General features: G+C 49.6%; 13 protein-coding genes. 2 read left to right on the forward strand and 11 right to left on the reverse strand.

What is annotated here, in order from left to right; all coding sequences use genetic code 11:
- Positions 1-1,018: 1,018 nt before the first annotated feature.
- From KGP17_RS23870 to KGP17_RS23900, 7 genes are all read right to left on the reverse strand, one after another.
- Positions 1,019-1,327 carry a hypothetical protein gene (locus KGP17_RS23870; protein WP_223498509.1) on the reverse strand — a complete coding sequence of 103 codons (309 nt, stop codon included), beginning with the start codon at positions 1,325-1,327 and terminating at the stop codon, positions 1,019-1,021.
- Positions 1,328-2,602: 1,275 nt separating this feature from the next.
- Positions 2,603-3,112: a fimbrial protein gene (locus KGP17_RS23875; RefSeq protein ID WP_223498510.1), complete on the reverse strand. Its 510-nt coding sequence runs from the start codon at positions 3,110-3,112 to the stop codon at positions 2,603-2,605.
- A 52-nt stretch (positions 3,113-3,164) separates the two neighbouring features.
- Positions 3,165-3,650, reverse strand: coding sequence for a fimbrial protein (locus KGP17_RS23880; protein WP_223498511.1), 486 nt, complete (start codon positions 3,648-3,650; stop codon positions 3,165-3,167).
- A 13-nt stretch (positions 3,651-3,663) separates the two neighbouring features.
- The gene (locus tag KGP17_RS23885) at positions 3,664-4,257 is read right to left on the reverse strand and encodes a fimbrial protein (RefSeq protein ID WP_223498512.1); all 594 of its coding nucleotides are present in this window, start codon (positions 4,255-4,257) and stop codon (positions 3,664-3,666) included.
- A complete protein-coding gene (locus tag KGP17_RS23890; RefSeq protein WP_223499723.1) occupies positions 4,257-4,973 on the reverse strand; it encodes a fimbria/pilus periplasmic chaperone in 717 nt (238 codons plus the stop codon). Before KGP17_RS23890 ends, KGP17_RS23885 begins: the two co-directional genes overlap by 1 nt.
- Positions 4,974-5,092: 119 nt before the next feature.
- Complete coding sequence (locus KGP17_RS23895; RefSeq protein ID WP_223498513.1) at positions 5,093-7,624, reverse strand: outer membrane usher protein; 2,532 nt, start codon at positions 7,622-7,624, stop codon at positions 5,093-5,095.
- 672 nt (positions 7,625-8,296) lie between these two features.
- Entirely contained in the window at positions 8,297-8,836 is a 540-nt protein-coding gene (locus KGP17_RS23900; RefSeq protein WP_223499724.1) for a fimbrial protein, read from the reverse strand.
- 426 nt (positions 8,837-9,262) lie between these two features.
- Here KGP17_RS23900 and KGP17_RS23905 point away from each other — a divergent pair, with 426 nt between their 5' ends.
- Both KGP17_RS23905 and KGP17_RS23910 read left to right on the forward strand, forming a co-directional pair.
- Positions 9,263-10,927 (forward strand): PglL family O-oligosaccharyltransferase, encoded by a 1,665-nt coding sequence (locus KGP17_RS23905; protein WP_223498514.1) that lies wholly within the window; start codon positions 9,263-9,265, stop codon positions 10,925-10,927.
- Between the two features lie 18 nt (positions 10,928-10,945).
- Positions 10,946-11,539 carry a response regulator transcription factor gene (locus tag KGP17_RS23910; RefSeq protein ID WP_223498515.1) on the forward strand — a complete coding sequence of 198 codons (594 nt, stop codon included), beginning with the start codon at positions 10,946-10,948 and terminating at the stop codon, positions 11,537-11,539.
- Between the two features lie 440 nt (positions 11,540-11,979).
- On the opposite strand, the gene KGP17_RS23915 is transcribed toward KGP17_RS23910, so the two are convergent.
- From KGP17_RS23915 to KGP17_RS23930, 4 genes are all read right to left on the reverse strand, one after another.
- Entirely contained in the window at positions 11,980-13,356 is a 1,377-nt protein-coding gene (locus KGP17_RS23915; RefSeq protein WP_021806911.1) for a DUF3999 family protein, read from the reverse strand.
- Positions 13,353-16,124 (reverse strand): DUF2339 domain-containing protein, encoded by a 2,772-nt coding sequence (locus tag KGP17_RS23920; protein WP_223498516.1) that lies wholly within the window; start codon positions 16,122-16,124, stop codon positions 13,353-13,355. Before KGP17_RS23920 ends, KGP17_RS23915 begins: the two co-directional genes overlap by 4 nt.
- A 103-nt stretch (positions 16,125-16,227) precedes the next feature.
- Positions 16,228-17,685, reverse strand: a complete 1,458-nt coding sequence (locus KGP17_RS23925) for an EmmdR/YeeO family multidrug/toxin efflux MATE transporter (protein ID WP_179248519.1) — start codon at positions 17,683-17,685, stop codon at positions 16,228-16,230.
- Between the two features lie 140 nt (positions 17,686-17,825).
- On the reverse strand, positions 17,826-18,515 hold the full coding sequence (locus KGP17_RS23930; protein ID WP_037376223.1) for a VIT family protein: 690 nt from the start codon (positions 18,513-18,515) through the stop codon (positions 17,826-17,828).
- Positions 18,516-18,523 lie beyond the last annotated feature (8 nt).

Here is an 18,523-nt window from a genome sequence, read left to right on the forward strand (position 1 = left end):
AGAGAGTTTTCTTTTTGCCCTCCCTTCCATGCAAATTGATGCTGGCATGGCAGAAAAAAATAGAACAGGTTATGTGCGTTGCAATGTATGGCTGATAGAGATATTTGTAACTGTCGAAAGTGCACAGTGATCATATGTCATGTCGTTAGCCAAATGGATAAAGATCGTGCCCAGTACGCCCCCCCAGGTACAACGTAATGTGCAGGAGTAGATTACGCATAACCGATGACGATATATCCACTACCTGACTCCCATAGGCGTTCCTTTGACTAACAGCCTGGATTCGATGGTTAGGTAATTCGCCCCTGGTTGCACATCGCCCCCTACCCAACATTAAATCGGTCTTTGCCATCAATCTATACGTTTACTTGTCCGAGTCCACCAGCGATCATTGGGTTGGCCCGAATCCATATGCGGGCCCTTTTATCACAATAGTAAAAAAAACCACTCGTTGCACAGCGCCATTGGTGGCATTTAGTTCGATGTTGCCATGGTCCATGATGATAGGGTTAAACGCACAATCTCAAGTATTTTCGCTACGCGATTCATTACTCTGAATAGTTGTGCAAGGCTCCCTAGAAAGCGGATACGATTGAGTCAACCCCGTCCGGTTATCAATCTGGTACCATATGCATACTTCGTCTGTGCGGTTAGAATAGTGGGTAATTGTCTCAGACGGCTGGGGGGTATTCAGTAAGTCAGGTACGCTGGGAGACCGATTTGTCCAGACCCTGAAGACTTTTGCTTTCTGAAATGCAGGTGAGGTCTTGGACGAAAAATTATAATACAGGGATAGAGCCCCTGGATTAGGGACTTGCGTAAGCAGGGTCTGATTTGTGGATGTCCACGTGGCCGTTAGAATCGCCGCGTCATTAGGCAAGCGCTCAACAGTGGTGAATAGGGTCGCGGAGGCAGGGAAACAGTAGAGCAGGAGGGATAGGCAGTACAGGATCTGTTTCATGATGATTCCATATGGTTCAACAAACAAGTAATAGCAAAGCTCAGCAAGGGGCGCGCGTTACTCATATTCCAGACTAAAGGTTGCCACTACGGTCAACGGCTCGCATTTAATGTTTTGGTTGGCGATAGCCTGTAGCTCACCTTGGACATACGCTTTCAAGGTAATCAGGTTGTTACCTTTGACCTGCGGGTATTTCTGGCCGACCAGCCCCAACGGTAACGGCTTGCCAGCCAACGTTTCCATGCCGATGGCAATCCCCGAAGCCTGGCTGGCGGCATCTATGGCCAATAGCCTCGGCAAGTGAAGGCTTTCTTTACCACGGAAGGTGACGCGTACAATACTCACCAAACCGAGATCGCACGCCATCAGGCCCAGCTCAAACTGCTTGCCATAGGTTCCTGGTTATTCTAACTCCAGCAGACGACCCATTCGGTGACCGTCCTACATTTTTTCATGCTCTCCTACAAAGAGTGCCAGCCTATTGATGATGACTGCCAGGAATTTGACTGGGCTGCGTCCTTCAATTGAGCGAACTACCACCGCAGACGCCAAAGTCTGTCCTCAAAGTGGATCGCTCAGGGCATTCGGGCCTACAAAGTCAGCTTCCGCAACTTGCCATTGATGGACAAGCTTAGCCCTTTATGGATAACCGATAACAATGTACCCGCTCCCGTTGTATGTACCTGTTGCACCGGCGATGGTGGCTGACAACCGAGATTCTATAGTGAAGGTATTCGTTCCGGCTTGAGTAAACGTTGACCACCCGCTGCCCGATAGGTCAGCCCCATCAATGTAAAGGTTGGATTCTCCCAGTCCTTTGAGAGAAATATGGCCTGTCCGAACCGTTATGAATCCGGCCGAAGTACAATTATATATTACGGTATGCTGTATTCTGTGCCCATTAATATTGTCGCTTGATACTAAGCCGTGATTAATATTAACAGTAGGGAATACACAAGTTGGATTATGGTTTGGGTCGCTAGTATTCAACGGGGAACACGACTCACCTGGCAGTTGCCAAACGTTACATACGGCATTGGTACAATTCAAGGTCATTGGGCATATCTTTACACTGCCAGGGCCATCGACGAAAGGAATGTTACATTTTGAGTAGGCTCCAAATTGTGAACTCCTGTAATTTTCGACGTCACCATAATGAAGAGATAGGCCAGGTCTGCAGACCTGGCCGCCATTTTGCCCACTCCTGATGGTCTGGAGCTGAAATAGGCAACCATCATGGGTACACAGAAAAGAGCTGTTTGTGTCAGGATGCCATACGGCCTCTATATAGTTTCCGACAACTTTGGATTCGACGATCGAATGTGCAAAAGGAGAAAGCAAGAACAACAAGAGGATACATTTTTTCATGGGTATTTCCATGTAGGGCCAATAAGAAAGTAATAGCAGAGATGGAGTGTTTTTATCATCGGTTAATATTTTTCCGCAGTTCCTATGCCTAAATTTTTCGCCGAAACCTTATACGCTCAGACCTTTGCCTCTGTCGCTGACGTTGTCAGCCTTTTAACTCTAACGATAGTTTTCGCATACCCATCAGCTAAATCTATATTCCTCTCCCAATCTGGGGAGTAGTAAATCCACGGATATCATCATTGGTAATTCTGTTGTCCGCAAATTATAACATTACTCATATTCCAGACTTAAGGTTGCCACCGCGCTAAACGGCCCGCGTTTAATGTTTTGGTTGGTGATAGCCTGTGGCTCACCTTGGACATACGCTTTCAAAGTAATCAGGTTGTTACCTTTGGCCAGTGGGTATTTCTGCCCGACCAGATTCAACGGTAACGGCTTGCCAGCCAGCGTTTCCATGCCGATGGCAATACCCGAGGCCTTGCTAGCGGCATCTATGGCCAATAGCCCCGGCAAGTGGAGGCTTTCTTTACCACGGAAGGTGACGCGTACAATACTCACCAAACCGAGATCGCACGCCATCAGGTCCAGCTCAAACGGCTTGCCACGGGTTCGCCGGTTTATATACAGGTATTGGTCAATCACCGAGCCAAAGTCCAGTTGGACACTTTCTTTGCCAGGACGGATGACACAAGGTTCCACCACCAACTCACCGTGAAAACGCATATTGTCAGCACATTGCGTTGTAAACACCGGCAACAGCATCACAGTAAACAGCCCCATAGTCAGCCCGCGTTTATGTGACCTTAGATCCCGCCTCATCCTTTATATCCTATCATTGATAATTCGCTTCCAAGGTCGCTGTGGCGAGAAATACACCACCAGTCAGGGTTGAACCCGGGGCTTTAATTGGTACAGCCTCCAATTTTGGCGGATTTCTCGGGTCAATGGGCACTGGCTTACCCAGCGAGAACGGCTTACCGTTTTGCAACACTTTGATAGCCAAATCCGCATGGTCAGTTTTTATCGCCGCATCATCATAGGTGGTCTTATTGCCAATCAGCGTGAGTGTCATATCAAAACCTGTTCCCCCTTGCCCACAGGTGATGAAGTAGTCGATGGTTGTCAGGTAGTTCACGCCATCGACCTTGTTAACCCCAACCTTGTCACCAAAGTTGACATCTACGATATGGTTATCATTGATGGTGCAGACTGGTGCTTCAATCAACGTGCCACGAAACAGCACATTACCCGCAGCCAACAATGCTGGGCTAAAACAACTTCCGGTTAGCAGTAGCACTACTATTAAATACTGCCTCATTCCTTGCCCCTAGTTATTGATAATTGACAGAGAGTGTGATCCCGGCGGTGAATCTACCACCACTCAGAGTACTACCAGGCCTTTTCACCAGCACTGCATCCAGCGCTGGAATATATGGGTAGTTAAAATTCAAGTCTTGGTTGAGAGGGATCGACAAAGTGTGATACTCAATGGCAATACCCAAATTTTGATTATTGGTCGACAATATATTTTCATCGCCAAAACTGGCCCTAGTTCCCTGCAACTGAAATTTCAAAGCATTACTGGCTAGCCCGGAGCAATACAGGTTGAAAGGTATGGGCCGCTTATAGTTTTTACCATCGACTTTTTTGGTCACTATATCGCTCCCAAAATCCACAATAAGCATATTGCCGTTATTCGTGACACAAGAGGGGGCAGCAATGACGGTGACTTTGACGTTTACTGCAATTAACTGCTCCTCGCTGTACGCTAGGACACTGGTTAGTAATAGAACGCTTCCTAACACAAGCAGCATTCCTCCCCCATTACAGATCATTTTTACTTTCCAGATAGCCGTAATCAATTGAACTCTGATAGGATAATCGGCTTTTATCGTGCATTTATCCCTCCCTCTGCCGTTTGGCATCAGTGACTGCCTTTTACCGAAGTAGCTTTGCAACTGGCACCACTACAGTTAAATTGCAGTTTGGGGCGGCCACCGTAATCATTGATGTAAGTCAGTACAGGGCTATTACCTAATTCATTGGCGCTGACCTTCAGCGTATCGCTGCTTTTGGGTTCTACCATTAAAGGGTCGAAACCTTTGTTCGACTCCCCCTTTACGCTGCTACTGGCCTCTACCAAAGTGACAAAATAGGGCGTCGGGTTATGCACCTGATAGTTATTCCCCTGCCTGGTGAGAGTGATTTGTTCCTGCCACGGCGTTGCCATCTCTGAAGAGGATTGCATTATTGCTTTTGGCCGGTAGAACAATTTAACGCGCGTCTGGAGTGCAATCTGCAAGGTATTAGGTTTATCACTACGCGGTGGAATTTCACGCAGATTGAAGTAGAACAGCGACTCCCGATCCTGTGCCAGCAGGTTTGCCGCCGGCAGCCCCTGTACCTTGAGTTGGCTCTGTGCCCCCGGTTCTATTCGTTGCACGGGCGGGAGTACCGTCAGCGGAGTGGTGATCTTGTTTCCCTCGGCATCTTCAATCCAGCCCTGGGCTAAATAGGGTAATTTTTTATTTTCGTTACTGATAGTTACACTCATTGATTTCTGACTACCATCGTAAATGATCCGGGTACGATCCAACGCTATCGCGGCAAAGGCTGATGGTGTAGTCAGGGCAAGTAACATTGCCCCGGTAACGAGCGGTGGTGTTATCTTCGATTTCATTAAGCTGTTCCTATTGGAAAAATGTTCAGTGGCCTTTGATTGCTAATGCAAAGCCCCCCAGCCGAGAGAGCTCGCCGTACTCACGTTCCTTTATCGCGCTTCCTGAGCAGCCGACAAGGCAATAGCATATCGGTCTGCTGACTGTTCGAAAGCGCTACAGGTAACGACAATTCACACTGTGGCCCGCCGTTCCAATGTACCAACATCGCTTCACCCGGCTGGATACCGCTCAGATAAACGCTGCCACCATCACTTACTATGCCAACGCTCTGCTGTTTATTATTCAGAACAGAGGCCCCAAATGGCGGTGTTGCTCCATCTGCCAGACGGATAATCGCCATGACTTTTTCACCAGAAATCACTTCGAAGTGGCGATAACCAATTGCCCCTTCGGTCAGGGTAGCCTGCACCACCGAACGCGTTGCTTCGGCGTTATCTGGCAATGTATTTAGATCGATACTGATCCGATTGCGGTAGTAATTGCTCACATCCGCAACCACCACTTTGCCGAAACGGTTGGATCCCGTGGTGGCACCATAGCCGCGGATCGGGATCCCGCCCACGCCATCCGTATCAACCAACACTCGCGTACCGCCTATAACACTCGAACGATGCAGTGCCGCACCCTCAAGGGTGACTGTCGCCCCCCCTTGCAGTGACATCCCCACAGATGCAAAACGTCCTGCCTGATAATTGGCGTTACCATTAATTTGCGTAATATCCCCCTGGTGACTGTAAAAGGCGCTGGCGGTCGCTCCACTGCGGGAAACCCCGGAACTTAATTGATAGCTATCGTGTTCATTCAGCCGATCGAAGTAACCGACCTGATGGGTATTATCGTTGCGGATCAGGCTGCTGCTATAGCTTACTGAACCACTGTTTCCCCACGGCATTGACAATGAAAAATACATGCCATCATCATTGGCACGATTAAACTTATTGCGGTATGCCGTCATCGACAAACTTAAATCCTTAAAGCGGCCAATATCAAAATAGCGTGACAGCGTCAGGTTATAACGTGCGCTGGACGGTCTATCCCAATAGCTCTGATGGCTATAATCCAAGTACAAACTCAGATCCAGCGCTCTAAATTGTTTGTTCAGAGTGGTGGTATACATCTCTTTACTATTCTGGGAGCGGATACCTTGAGTCCTGGCATCCAGATACTCACTCATGCTCATATAGTTCTGCTGCGAGAAACGGTAACCGGCAAAGGTGACCTGACTGTCATAGTCATCAAAGCGCTTCGAATAGCTCAGACGATAGGTGCTACCGGCCAAGGCACGGTCTGATTGCGGCAATTTTGCGCGGGATTGTGTGACGTCAAATGACAACGCACCCAGCACCATCAAATCGCGGCCAACCCCTCCGGCCACAGAGTTGTACTCCCCACCGACAACGCCGCCGCCATACAACGACCAGCCGTTACTGATACCCCAGGAGAACTCACCGGTAGCAAATATCGGGCCGTTGGTACGGTGTTGCCAATCCGAGGGACGCCCTGCGGCCAGCTTGTAACGCACCGTGCCTGGCCGCGTCAGATACGGAATATTGGCCGTCTCCATCTGGAATGTCTGTACCCTGCCATCCTGTTCCTCGATCCGGATATCTAACTGCCCGGAGACGGCATTACTGATATCCTGAATACGGAAGGGTCCGGCGGCGACCTGAGTTTCCTGCAAAATCCGTCCCTGCTGGCTAATGACCACTTTGGCATTAGTACGGGCGACCCCCGTCACTTCCGGCGCATAACCACGCAGGTTTGGTGGCAACATACTATCGTCGGTGACCAGGCTGGCACCGGCAAAACGGAAACCGTCAAAAATATCGGAGTGAAGGAAATTCTCTCCGAGGGTCAGCTTGGCACTCAGAGATGATATCGCCCGGTACATATAATAACGACTCCAATCCCATGAATTCTGCGCCGGTTGCCCAGAACCAAGTTGACGATTGAAACGAGTCTGCCAATCGGCACGTAACCGCCAGGAACTCAGATTAGCGCCTAGCGTGCCGTTACCATTGATGCTATAGGCTTGAGTACCCTGTTTTAGCTGCCGCTGAGTTTGTCCGTTGAGGTTATAGTCAAGCAGTATTCCTGGAATGCCGTTATCCCAACGCGAAGGTGGGTCCCAATCATCCGATACGAATTCCAGATAGGCCTGAGGGATACTCAAATAGAGCGTCGCGGAGCCTAAATCCCCCCTGGCGGTCATTCCCTCCAGACTCGATACCCCTAGGCACTGTCCTTTATGCCTCCATGTTAACCATTTTTTTATCTCCGGTTTTAAACCGAGCAGTTCGACCAACTGTGGACTCACACAGGCTTCGCTGCTATTAGCGTCGCCTTCAGGAGCATAAAACATGACCGATTGTTCCAACAGCTGTTGTTTATTAACCTGTATCGACATGACGTAGCTTCCCGGCATAATGTAATTACTGTGGGAAAAGCGATCTAAATCTATATTTTCACGGTCATTTATGTCTAATACATCGGTATTAAATTGAAATCCGGTCGTTTGGGCGGAAGCCACTGTCCCGCTAATGATATAACTGATAATTATCCATAAGATGCTCGGACGAGAAAGCAATGTCTTAAAGTAAAGTAACAGCATTATTTTAGACCTTTTTATATAATTCCGTTTAGTACCGTTTCCATGAGTTAAAGATTAAAAAAGATCCACTGGGTATCGAGAATGATAGTGACGCCATGACATAGGATTAGTAATAGTCAACCTTTAATTTCACCTCGGCAGTACAATCACTTACAGGCAATAACGCCCCATCCATCGACCGGAAGGAGTAACTGAGCGACATTGTTCTTGATTTTATTTTAACAGTCGATATTGGCATGCCTGACATGAAAACTTTTCCTTTACTATCAGTTAATTATGCTACTAAATTCCGAGGAATGCCTTTAACGGTAAAATAAATTTCGTCATTATCCATATCAAGGTCTATTTTAAAACTCCGCAAATCGACTAACAAGGTATCACTCCTCGTACAAGTACGATGCAATAAGCGAATCAAAAAATTGACGTATCCTAATTTAGGCATTGTGAGCGATGTGACGAACAGGCCACGAGCCTAAATTAATAGTTTAATCATCACTGTCAGTACCTATCGCGCAGCCTACTGTAATAATCGCATGCCTGGCCGGACTTGTAATCCTCAAGCACAACAACAGAAGACGCATGGAACTGCTTAATTTTATATATCCATGATCTTCCGTATTCAGTGGCAAGAAATGCATGAGGGTAATCCCACATGCATAAGAAACACTGACTTTATTGATAATCAAGGGTAAAGTTGGCAACGCTGGTGAAATTTCCTGGCACCACCCCACCTGAAGCACCGTCCCCTTGTAAATGGGCAGAGAACTGCAGTGTATTAATGCCATTCTGCAATTGCTGAGCTGTGGTTGATTTACCTAACCCAATTAACGTGCCTTTACCATCCATCACGGCAATACTGGCACCTTTTGCCGTTCCGGTAATACCCAGTAAACCAGCAGTTCCACCTTCTGCACCAGTGAATTTAGCAGTCACAGATTTGCCTTTATCACCAACATTGCATTTCTCCAACTTAATATCGAAGGTTTTTTCTTTAGACTTCCCTTTGTTATCTAGCGTCACATTTGATACTTGCCCCAGATCAACCGTCTGATCAATAGATTCAGAATCAATAGAACAAGGAGCATCGATAATAGAACCAGTAAAGGTTACAGAACCATGGCCTTGCTCTGCTGCAGGTACAGTCGCTGCCTGAGAAAAAGAGACACATCCGAGGGCCAAAGAAATGGCCAATACGATTTTCTTCACATTCACTTTATGTTCCTTATTTACTATATGGATAGGCTTCACATATAAGCTGGCACTCCTAGCGCCGGTTAAAATTATTACAAAATAGTGAGCAAAAAGGAAAGATAAAAAATGAAAACCCCGTAACTTCGCCATAAAAGGCTACTTTTTATTAAATAAAATAATAAATGAAAAACCAAACCCTTAATAAAGGGCAAAAAACAGATTTAAATATCGTATTTATCAATCTTACAAGAAATAATATGCTTTTTTTAAAAAAAATACGATATAATAGATCGAATTTTATAATTGAATCAGGCTGCTATAGCGTTATGAAAGGAAGCGAGGTCATGTTGCTATATGTATTATCATCATAAGCCACCAATACATCATTCTTGCCAAAATCGCCGTAGATTACCGCTAGGAATATTGCTATTTTGGTTGATAATTATCATGCCTATTTATCTACATAATATGGGGGGCAGCGGTCTTAAACTGCCACAAAACATAGTGACATGGGGCGTGATTGCCATGATCACTGCAACCATTTGGCTAGCTATGCCTGCGCGGAAAATCATACGTTTGAGCGTAACGTGCCGCTGCATTTTATTGGGCGTATTCATACTGGCACTCCCTCTACTTTATACCGAACCACAGTGGCGTGAGGCCGCATTTTCCCGTTGGCTTGGACTGGCTGCTGGCATGGTTTTTTATCTATCATGGCTACAATATGGCCTGCCACGTCGTTGGTATTCGCGGGTATTGTATGGTGTTTTAGTGCCCGTCACCGGGCAGGCCATTATCTCCATGATGCAATTTTTGGCGGCGGACTACGTCCCCGAGTGGTTTTCTTATCCAATCGTGCAAAACCGTCCTTATGGCGTTTTTCAACAGGTAAATGTGCTGGCCAGTTTTATTGCGACAGGTCTTGCGCTGACATTACTGTTGTTCCTGTTGCCTGGTTTTACCTTGTATCGCAAGATAGCGGAACGATTGAGAAAATATTTATTAGGGTTAGTGCTGGTTCTATTCTCTGTACTCCTGGTGTGGTTGCAGTCGCGGATTGGTTGGTTCGGTGGCGGTATTGCGGGAGTACTGTTGTTGCTATTGGGATACAGAACAGACAGGAAACAAACTGCGCTAGCTGCAGGTTTGGTGGTACTCGGTATTGTTTTTGCTGTTATTTTGTACAACAGAGTCGGCATTGGTAATGTTGAACATACGGCATCCACCCAGGCACGCCTGATCATGCTACATGATACCCTGAAGATGATTACTGAAAGACCTTTATTAGGGTGGGGTTATGGCAGTTTCGAGTATAATTTCCAGCATTATCGCCTAGCACAAGGATTATCAACTTCAGGCCTTGGCGTTGTCCGTCATCCTCACAATGAAACGCTGCTATGGTGGGTTGAAGGAGGCATCGTCGCTGCCATCGGCATATTGATACTGATTTATGCAGGCCTAAGACTGGTATGGCAAGCCTGGCAACTAAGCCGCCAAGCGCAAGGCCTCAATCGGCAGGTCGCCATCCACAGTATCGCACTAATATTCGTGCTCATCCCGATGTTGTTGCATACCCAAACAGAATATCCCTTTATGCTATCAGCCGCACATTGGGCGATATTTATCCTATTACTTGCACAGTTGGACCGTCAGGTTAGCAAGGTTGTTGAGCGACGTTCATTGCCACCAGTGATAAGTGCATTATTAGCGGGGATGATACCGGCGGTATCGCTGGGAGTTGTGGTGCTATCGTGCGGTGCCCTCTATGCCAACCTAGTTTTAACTTCTGTAGAACGTAATCGTTTAGTGGATATTGAACCTGCACGTCTTGCCATAAGGTTTGATCTATGGGCTAACACCGAGCGTTGGCATTACGATAAACACATACACTCATTGCTAGAGTTTAACCAAACTCAGGATGTAATTCGGCTTGAAGAATATAGCGGTTGGGCACAAGACTATCTTTCACGAAGAATTGATAAGAATGTTTATGCTAACTGGTTAATGATCACTCAATACCAGCAAGATATCGAATTGCATACACGTATACGTCAAGAAGCCCATGGTTTATTTCCTGAAGATCGGCGTTTTTTTGTCAAAACCAATTTTTGAACTGCAGGTTAAAACATCATGACTAACATATTGAAAGTGCTTATCATTGATAAAAACCAAGCTTTTGCTTCTGGCATTCAACAGCTTCTAGCAGAGCATTTTTTTTCTAAAAATTTTAAATTAACATTTACCAAAAACAAATCAGAGTACGCTATCTGTGACTTGATTTTTTTGGCAACCGATAATGCCGCAGCGATAATGCCCGTTAGTGTGTTGGATAAACTTTTTCACGGTAAACTAATCACTATTAGCTCCAATACAAAAAAACACGCAACAAAGAGCGCATACCAAAATATTTTTTACAGGGGTCAATGTGCTAGAGAACTCATTGAGTTAATCGAAAAAATATTAATGGCTAAGGTAACAGGGCTTGATATGCAACCTACGCGAAAATACAACCCATTAGCATTAATGACACCAAGGCAAAAGGAAGTACTATATTACATATCTATCGGCATGGTACCATATCAGATCGCCTATAGAATGAATCTTAATGAAAAAACAATCAGCAATCATAAACGCAATGCAATGAACAGACTACAGTTAAAGAAAACAACAGAGCTATACCATTGGTTGTTAATCAATGATATCGTTAATTTTCAAGAGCAATAGTTCCCGATTAAATATCAGATAGACTCATATTGCAGCTCGCAGCAATAGAATGGATATTGGGGCGTAGATAGAGGATCCTCCTCCGATCCCTGTTATCATTGATATAGCGTTGTTGAATAAATCGAACCCTTGGTCGTGATCAGGCTCAGATCACCACATTCATGACGATATCGCGGTACCACCTGGTAAAAAACCAACTGAACAGCCTTCAACAAGACGCTCATCAATCGTGATTCACTGATATTTTGGGTTGATGAGCAGCCACTCCTATCCTTGTCATTACCGTTAGACAAACGATTCTTGAAATCATAATGACAATCATGAAAGTAAAATGTCAGGAATTTAATATTACTGTGTGCATTTTTTGCTGCAATGCACAAGGGGCAACGAAAACCGCGTCACCCCTTGTTTTCTATCCTAACAGCCAGCAATCACTTGCCCTATTGCGGCTTCTGCTGAACCTCTTTCCACAGCTTCAAGGCCAGCAACACCAATCCCCCCGCCCCCACAACCAGCAGCAGCCAGAGCAGGCCTTTCTTCCACATACTGGCCTCTTCTGCGGCATCTACCGCGCTCAAGCGTTCGGTGCCGCCCAGGGTCACTTGGGATTGCAACCCAGCTTCTGGCAACGCATCGGCATCTATCGTTTTACGCAGCTCTGCCGGGATCAGGCTATCTAAAGGGATCGCCTGAGGCTGGGCCGCTTTATTTCCCCACGCCAGCAGGAATGGCGTGGTTCCCTGGGCATTGAATATCAAAGTTTGGCTATCGCGCTGTGCCGAGACTTCTGGCAGTGAATCGCCCCATTGCTGGTTGATGCCTTTCAAACGAATACCCTGCACCAGCAAGCCGTTCAGCGGGATTGCCTCTGCGGTGCGGCCATTCACCGAGAACACCACCTGCTTGGTCAGAGGGTGCCAATTGTCACTTGCTGCGCTGCGGTAATCGATCTCGAGCGGCAATACCGTATTGCTCTGCGTCGGCCGAATGCTGATATTGTTCAAGGGTTGAGGATTCGGCCAGCTATATTCCGCCTCACTGGCCGAAATGGCTTTTTGGTTGAAGGTCAGGCCGATCCTTTGCTGTTCGGTGTGTCTGGACGCCGCAATCCCCTGCACTGACTGGATCTTCAAATCAGGGGCCGTTTTGGCATCGTTGAACACCAATAGCAGATAACGAGGTCTGGCATAGTCATCAAGATCGATGGTATCCAACAGCAACCGATCGCTGCCAGAAACCAGATCCATCAAGGGCACATCCTCAGCGCTGCTCGACCAGTCTTTTAAATCGCGGCTAGAAAACAGGCTAACGCGGGTCTGCCAATTCTCGGGCAGACGCTCCCAGGCCAGTTTTAACTGGGTCAGACGGGGATAGTTGCCCTCATGCTGCGGGATCTCCAGCAGATAGGTGTTCCCCATTGGCTGGTCGCTATCCACAGGCAAGGTAACTTCAACACCACCTGCGGATTTTAACGAAATCACCTGTTGTTCCTGATTAGTGACCCTTTTACCCTTCATCGGGAACAGACGCAGAGGGAAAGTCTGGCTATTGTCCTGAGTAGTGACGTTCGCGGCCAATGCAAAGGGGACGGCCTGCCCCTGATTGTTGAACACCCGCACATCGCGCAGATCCGGCCAAACGCTCTCGGTATACACTGCCTCAGGCAGTTCAATACGGAAAAATGGCGCGCTGCCTTCAGTGGTTAGCGAGATGCCATAGGCGAAATCTTGCGGTTTTTCAGCCACCGGCTCCGCATTGGCCGCACCGGCCAGACAAAGCGACCCCAGCAGCAACCAGTTATTCAGTTTTACTTTCATACATTCCCTCGTTCGCTTGCCACATTGGGTTCCTTACCGCGCACCGCTTTGGGTGGCAATGGGGAAAAATATCCCACGATCAACACCAGTATCGCCACGCCGATAAACGCGATGGCACGAGCCAATCCCCCACCCCGGGCGCTATCAACCAGCATCAGCTTAACAATGACGATTCCGAGCAACGCCGCACCGCCAAACCAGACCTCACGCTGCCCACGGCGAGTTGACAACACCATGACGATCAGCGCTATCAGCATCCACAGCAAAGCGAAGGTGGTCTGCACCAGGCGGGAGCCCCAGAGCGTATCAACCCGCCAGGCAATATCGGCGTAATAGGCCAGTGCACGCAGGACCGCCCCATTGCCCCACCAGAACAGCATCGCGAGGATAAACAGCGGTAGCGCCTGTTTCAGCAATGCAGCAAACTGCGGGTATTCCCGCCGGACAAACAGCCCCAGAGTCACCAGTGCCAAGAGTGCAAAACCAGCCCCCTCTTCCAACGGGTTCAACAGTGGTAAATAACGCCAGCCTATACTGACCCCATCGAACACGTTGCCTACCAGCAACAGCAGCAAAGCCAACGCCGCCAATGGGGCCAAGGCAATCGCACCATACAGCTGACGATGTTCGGCAAACGGCCAGCATCCTTTGCGCAGCGCACCATGTGTAGCCAAGATGATCAGGGAGAGGAAGCCCATTTGCAGGCCCAATTGCCATTCATCCATGCCCCACGGCAAGCGCATCGTGCGCCAAAAGACTTCATAACCCAGCGCAAACACCACCATCCAGAACAGAGACAGGTGTAATCCTTGCTGCAGGCGCAGTAACGGCAGGGAGCCCGCTTCGCGCTTCAACAGCCAGTACGCCACCGGCAAGGCCAGTAACCAGACCAGATTCGGCCAGCCGAAGGACAATAAAGAATCAAAGTCGACCAATTGGAACAACAGCATGGCCAACATACCCGGCCACAGTAGCCAAATGCTATAACCTAGTTCGAGCCAGGCCAGCCTTTGTGCCACCCAACGCCACAGCACTACGGATAGCGTCAACAAGACCAACGCCAGGAAAGCCCCGTAGCCATAATCAAGCGGCAATCGCCCGGCAAAACCGAGCAGGCAAACCAGCCAGAGCAGGATGCCGCCAGCCAGGAAGGAGCGGCTGACAACCAGCCTGAATGCAGCCTCGCTCTCCAGATCGCGCCAGAGGAATGCCACCGCTAGCCAAGTTAATGCCAGTACGGCGAACACCAGCGTGAAGGAGAGCGTCGTCATTCCAGCGCCAAGAGCCACCAGGGCGGAAGCCAAGGCCAGCACCAGCAGGCCAGAACCGCTGAGGCTCATGCGGATTTGCTTTTGCTCACGACCAAGCCACAGAATGCCCAGCCCTTCCAGCGCCCAAGCCATGGATGTCCACTCAGCAGACAGTGCCAATGGGATAGCCAGCGTAGTGAACACCCCGCCTAGTGCCAAACCGGAAACCGCCAACATGCGGCCCAGGGATGGGTAGCGCTTCAATGCGGCCCAGGCCAGTAACAGGTAAGCCAAACCGAAGCCCAGCGCCGAGAACGCCGGGCCAAACTCCCACTGGCGAACGATCAGATACTGCATGCCGAAACCGATTAACGGTGGGCCAAACAGCAGCGCGCCATCGATAATCTTCTCGCCAGGCAACTGTGCACGTAGAGTCAACGCCAGGCATAGCACGCCAAAAATCACGATATTGGCAATCAGGAACAGCTGGCAGCCCAGGTAGTATTCCGGCAGGTAGTTGTTTACTCCCCACAGCCCAGCGACGCCAAAGGAAAAAACAAAGCCCAGCAGGTTAAGTGGCCGCCATGGCTGCCAGACGCTGATCGCCAGAATGCCCAGCGAGAGCAGCAGATAATAGGAGAATAGCGCGATATAACTGCCGCCACCGGTGGACAACAGCAAAGGTGAAAGATAGCCGCCAATGCTGGCAAGCATCGCCAGGCTGAGGGCACGCTGCAATACGGCCAAGCCCACGCTGGCGGCGCAGATCACCAGCATCAGGCCAAATGCCAGCATATGTGGCAACAGTTGATAAAGCCGGAAGGCACCAAATACGGTGATATAGAGCGCGCCAACCGCGCCCCCTTGCAGGATCAGGGCATACATCGTCTGTTTAACACGCAGACGCCAGCCAAACCACAGTAAAACGCCGCTAGCCACCGCCGCGCCCATTAACCTGAACTCAATAGGCAGCATGTCACGTTCAACGGTATATTTCATCAGGTAGGCCAAACCGAAGAACAGCAGCAAGACACCCAGCTTCGCCAGCGGATTACCTTGCATAAACCAGCCCACCAGCCCGCTGAGCAGGTCGTTTTTCGGTTGCTGTGGTTTATCAATGGCAGGTCTATCAGCAATAGGTGGGCGAGGAATGCTTGCTACTGGTGCAACTGGTTTTGGAGCTGTGGGTTCCCATGGTGATATAACCGAAGGGGTAACGGCCATGTCAGCGGCGGATTTAACGGCTGGCTGTTGTGCCGCATGCGCAGCAAAGTCATGCGTTGTCTTCGCAGCCACAGGTGGCACCTGGGGAGTTGGCGTTGGCGGCGGCCGTGATCTCCCGGTTTCCTCGAAGCGGAGATCATCCACCTGTTTTTGCAACTGGGTGATGGTCAGTGTCAGTTGGGCAATTTCCCGCTGGTTGCGGTTGCCACGGCCGAGCGATACCACCACAGAAATAGGTAATACCACCAGGCACAGGAACAACGCCAAACCAGCGATAAATATCAATCCATCCATGGTGCACCTTTAGATCATTTATCGTGGCATCAGTCTTACACCAAAACATAACCGCCGACAATGGATTGATACTGCCAACCCGGCTCAGTCCAATAAAATACCGTTAGCTTGGCGACTGTTCTTCGGCTGATTCAGGCTGGTTTTTTCTGAGCCGTGGATATTTCCATAGCCAGCGCCCGCTGACCATACGCCAATAGAAGAAGACTCCGCGAACGGCCCAGTCCAAGAACATCCCCAGCCAGACGCCCACTACGCCCATGCCCAGCACGATGCCCAGGATATAACCGGCGACTACTCGGCAGCCCCACATACCCAACATCGTCACCCACATCGCAAATCGGACATCACGCGCGCCCTTCAGCCCAGCGGGTAACACCCAGGACGCGGCCCAGATCGGCATAAACGCGGCATTGAGCCAAATCAGGATTTTGACCACCTCTTTAACATCATCTTCCTGAGTATAAAATGAGGCAAACAGCCCCGCAAAGGGAGCGGTTCCCCAGGCAATCACCGTCAGGCCAATCGTTGCCAGCCAGAAGACGTGCTTCATCTGCCGTTCGGCCTGAGCAATTTGCCCTTTCCCCAGACGCTTGCCGACGATAATGGTCGAAGCCGATCCCAAGGCATTCCCCGGCAGGTTAATCAGGGCCGCGATAGAGAAAGCGATAAAGTTACCGGCGATGACGTTGGTCCCCATCCCGGCGACAAACATTTGTGTCAGCAGTTTGCCAGCGTTGAACAGTACCGATTCGATACTGGCGGGAATACCAATCCCCAGCACCTCACGCAGGATGCTGCTGTTGAGCGGCGTAAAATAGCTTTTGAGCGTAATACGCAGCGCCGGATTAAAGCCCACCGCCAGAACCGCAATAATGGCGATCGCGCCAATATAGCGGGCAATGGTCAGCCCCAGCCCCGCGCCAACAAAACCCAGCCCTTGCCAACTAAATACCCCATAAATCAGCGTACTGCTGATGAGGATGTTGAGGATATTCATGCCGCCATTGATCAGCAGCGGGATCTTGGTGTTGCCCGCCCCACGCAGGGCACCACTACCAATCAGGGCAATGGCGGCTGCCGGGTAGCTCCAGACGGTGGTTTGCAAATAAGAGAGCGCCAGCGATTTGACTTCGGGCGTGGCTTCACCGGCGATCACGTTAATGATCTGTTGCCCGGCCAAATGGATCCCAACCGCCAGCAGCACCGCCAGCACGGTCATTAATACCAGCGACTGGCGTGCCGCCGCCCGCGCTCGTTTACGATCGCGAGTGCCAAGGCTAAAGGCCACCACCACCGTGGTACCCAGATCCACCGCCGCGAAAAAGGCCATGATGACCATGTTGAAACTGTCTGCCAGGCCAACACCCGCCATCGACTCTTTGCCGAGCCAGCTCACCAGGAAGGTGCTGAGCACCCCCATCAGCAGTACGCAGGTGTTCTCTAGAAAGATCGGAACTGCCAGTGGCGTGATCTCCCGCCAAAAAAGCACCCGATAGCTTTTTCGCTTGGCATACCAATGCGTCTTGGCAACGTGCTGGGGCAGTAGCCCGTGTAAGTTCAAGATTGGCCTGTAGCAAGGAAGTGAAACGTCGTTTCAAATGATGGGTTATCAACGCTTACTCTGCAAGCGTTTTCTTCTCACTATACGTTGCCAAAGATGACTGCGACTCAGAGAAAAACATCCTGCTATTGGTTTAACACTTATCCCGTAACCAAACCAAATAACGCCCCGATCCCCGAGGACATCCCCATGGCCAGTGCACTCCAGAAAGTAATACGCATCACTCCAGGGCCGATGGGTGCACCGCCCACTTTGGCCGAAACACCCCCAAGTACTGCCAGTGAGATCAATGCTGAGCAGGCAATGGCGGGGATGGCCCATTCCGTTGTCGCGATGGCCGCTACACATAGCGGTAATATTGCCCCGGCAGCAAAACTCAACGCTGAAGCCCACGCGGCCTGTAAAGGACGCGCGGTGGTGATTTCTGAGATCCCCAGTTCATCACGCGCATGGGCGCCTAGCGCATCATGGTGCATCAGTTTTTCTGCCACTTGTTTAGCCAGAGCCAAATCAAGCCCCCGATGGACATAAATCGAGGTTAACTCGCGGTGTTCCCCCTGAAAATCGCTATTCAGCTCAGCTTGCTCTTCAGCCAGCGCGGCCTTTTCAGTATCAGCCTGGGAAGACACTGAAACATACTCACCGGTTGCCATCGACATCGCACCAGCCACCAAACCCGCCACCCCGGTCAAGAGCAAACTTTGCTGAGTGACGTTAGCCGACGCTACGCCCAACAGCAGACTGGCGGTAGACACTATCCCGTCATTAGCCCCGAGAACGGCAGCCCGCAGCCAGCCTATTTTTTCCATGCTGTGTCGTTCCCGGTGCATTTTGTTTC

It is taken from the genome of Serratia sp. JSRIV001 (genome assembly GCF_019968745.1).
GTDB lineage: Bacteria > Pseudomonadota > Gammaproteobacteria > Enterobacterales > Enterobacteriaceae > Chania > Chania fonticola_B.

Coding starts and splice junctions, on each gene's coding strand:
- KGP17_RS23920 (WP_223498516.1), bottom strand. CDS start 16,124: ATGGATGGATTGATATTTATCGCTGGTTTGGCGTTGTTCCTGTGCCTG.
- KGP17_RS23885 (WP_223498512.1), bottom strand. CDS start 4,257: ATGCCAAACGGCAGAGGGAGGGATAAATGCACGATAAAAGCCGATTAT.
- KGP17_RS23915 (WP_021806911.1), bottom strand. CDS start 13,356: ATGAAAGTAAAACTGAATAACTGGTTGCTGCTGGGGTCGCTTTGTCTG.
- KGP17_RS23905 (WP_223498514.1), top strand. CDS start 9,263: ATGCCTATTTATCTACATAATATGGGGGGCAGCGGTCTTAAACTGCCA.
- KGP17_RS23875 (WP_223498510.1), bottom strand. CDS start 3,112: ATGGGGCTGTTTACTGTGATGCTGTTGCCGGTGTTTACAACGCAATGT.
- KGP17_RS23870 (WP_223498509.1), bottom strand. CDS start 1,327: ATGGCGTGCGATCTCGGTTTGGTGAGTATTGTACGCGTCACCTTCCGT.
- KGP17_RS23930 (WP_037376223.1), bottom strand. CDS start 18,515: ATGCACCGGGAACGACACAGCATGGAAAAAATAGGCTGGCTGCGGGCT.
- KGP17_RS23880 (WP_223498511.1), bottom strand. CDS start 3,650: ATGAGGCAGTATTTAATAGTAGTGCTACTGCTAACCGGAAGTTGTTTT.
- KGP17_RS23910 (WP_223498515.1), top strand. CDS start 10,946: ATGACTAACATATTGAAAGTGCTTATCATTGATAAAAACCAAGCTTTT.
- KGP17_RS23895 (WP_223498513.1), bottom strand. CDS start 7,624: ATGCTGTTACTTTACTTTAAGACATTGCTTTCTCGTCCGAGCATCTTA.
- KGP17_RS23890 (WP_223499723.1), bottom strand. CDS start 4,973: ATGTTACTTGCCCTGACTACACCATCAGCCTTTGCCGCGATAGCGTTG.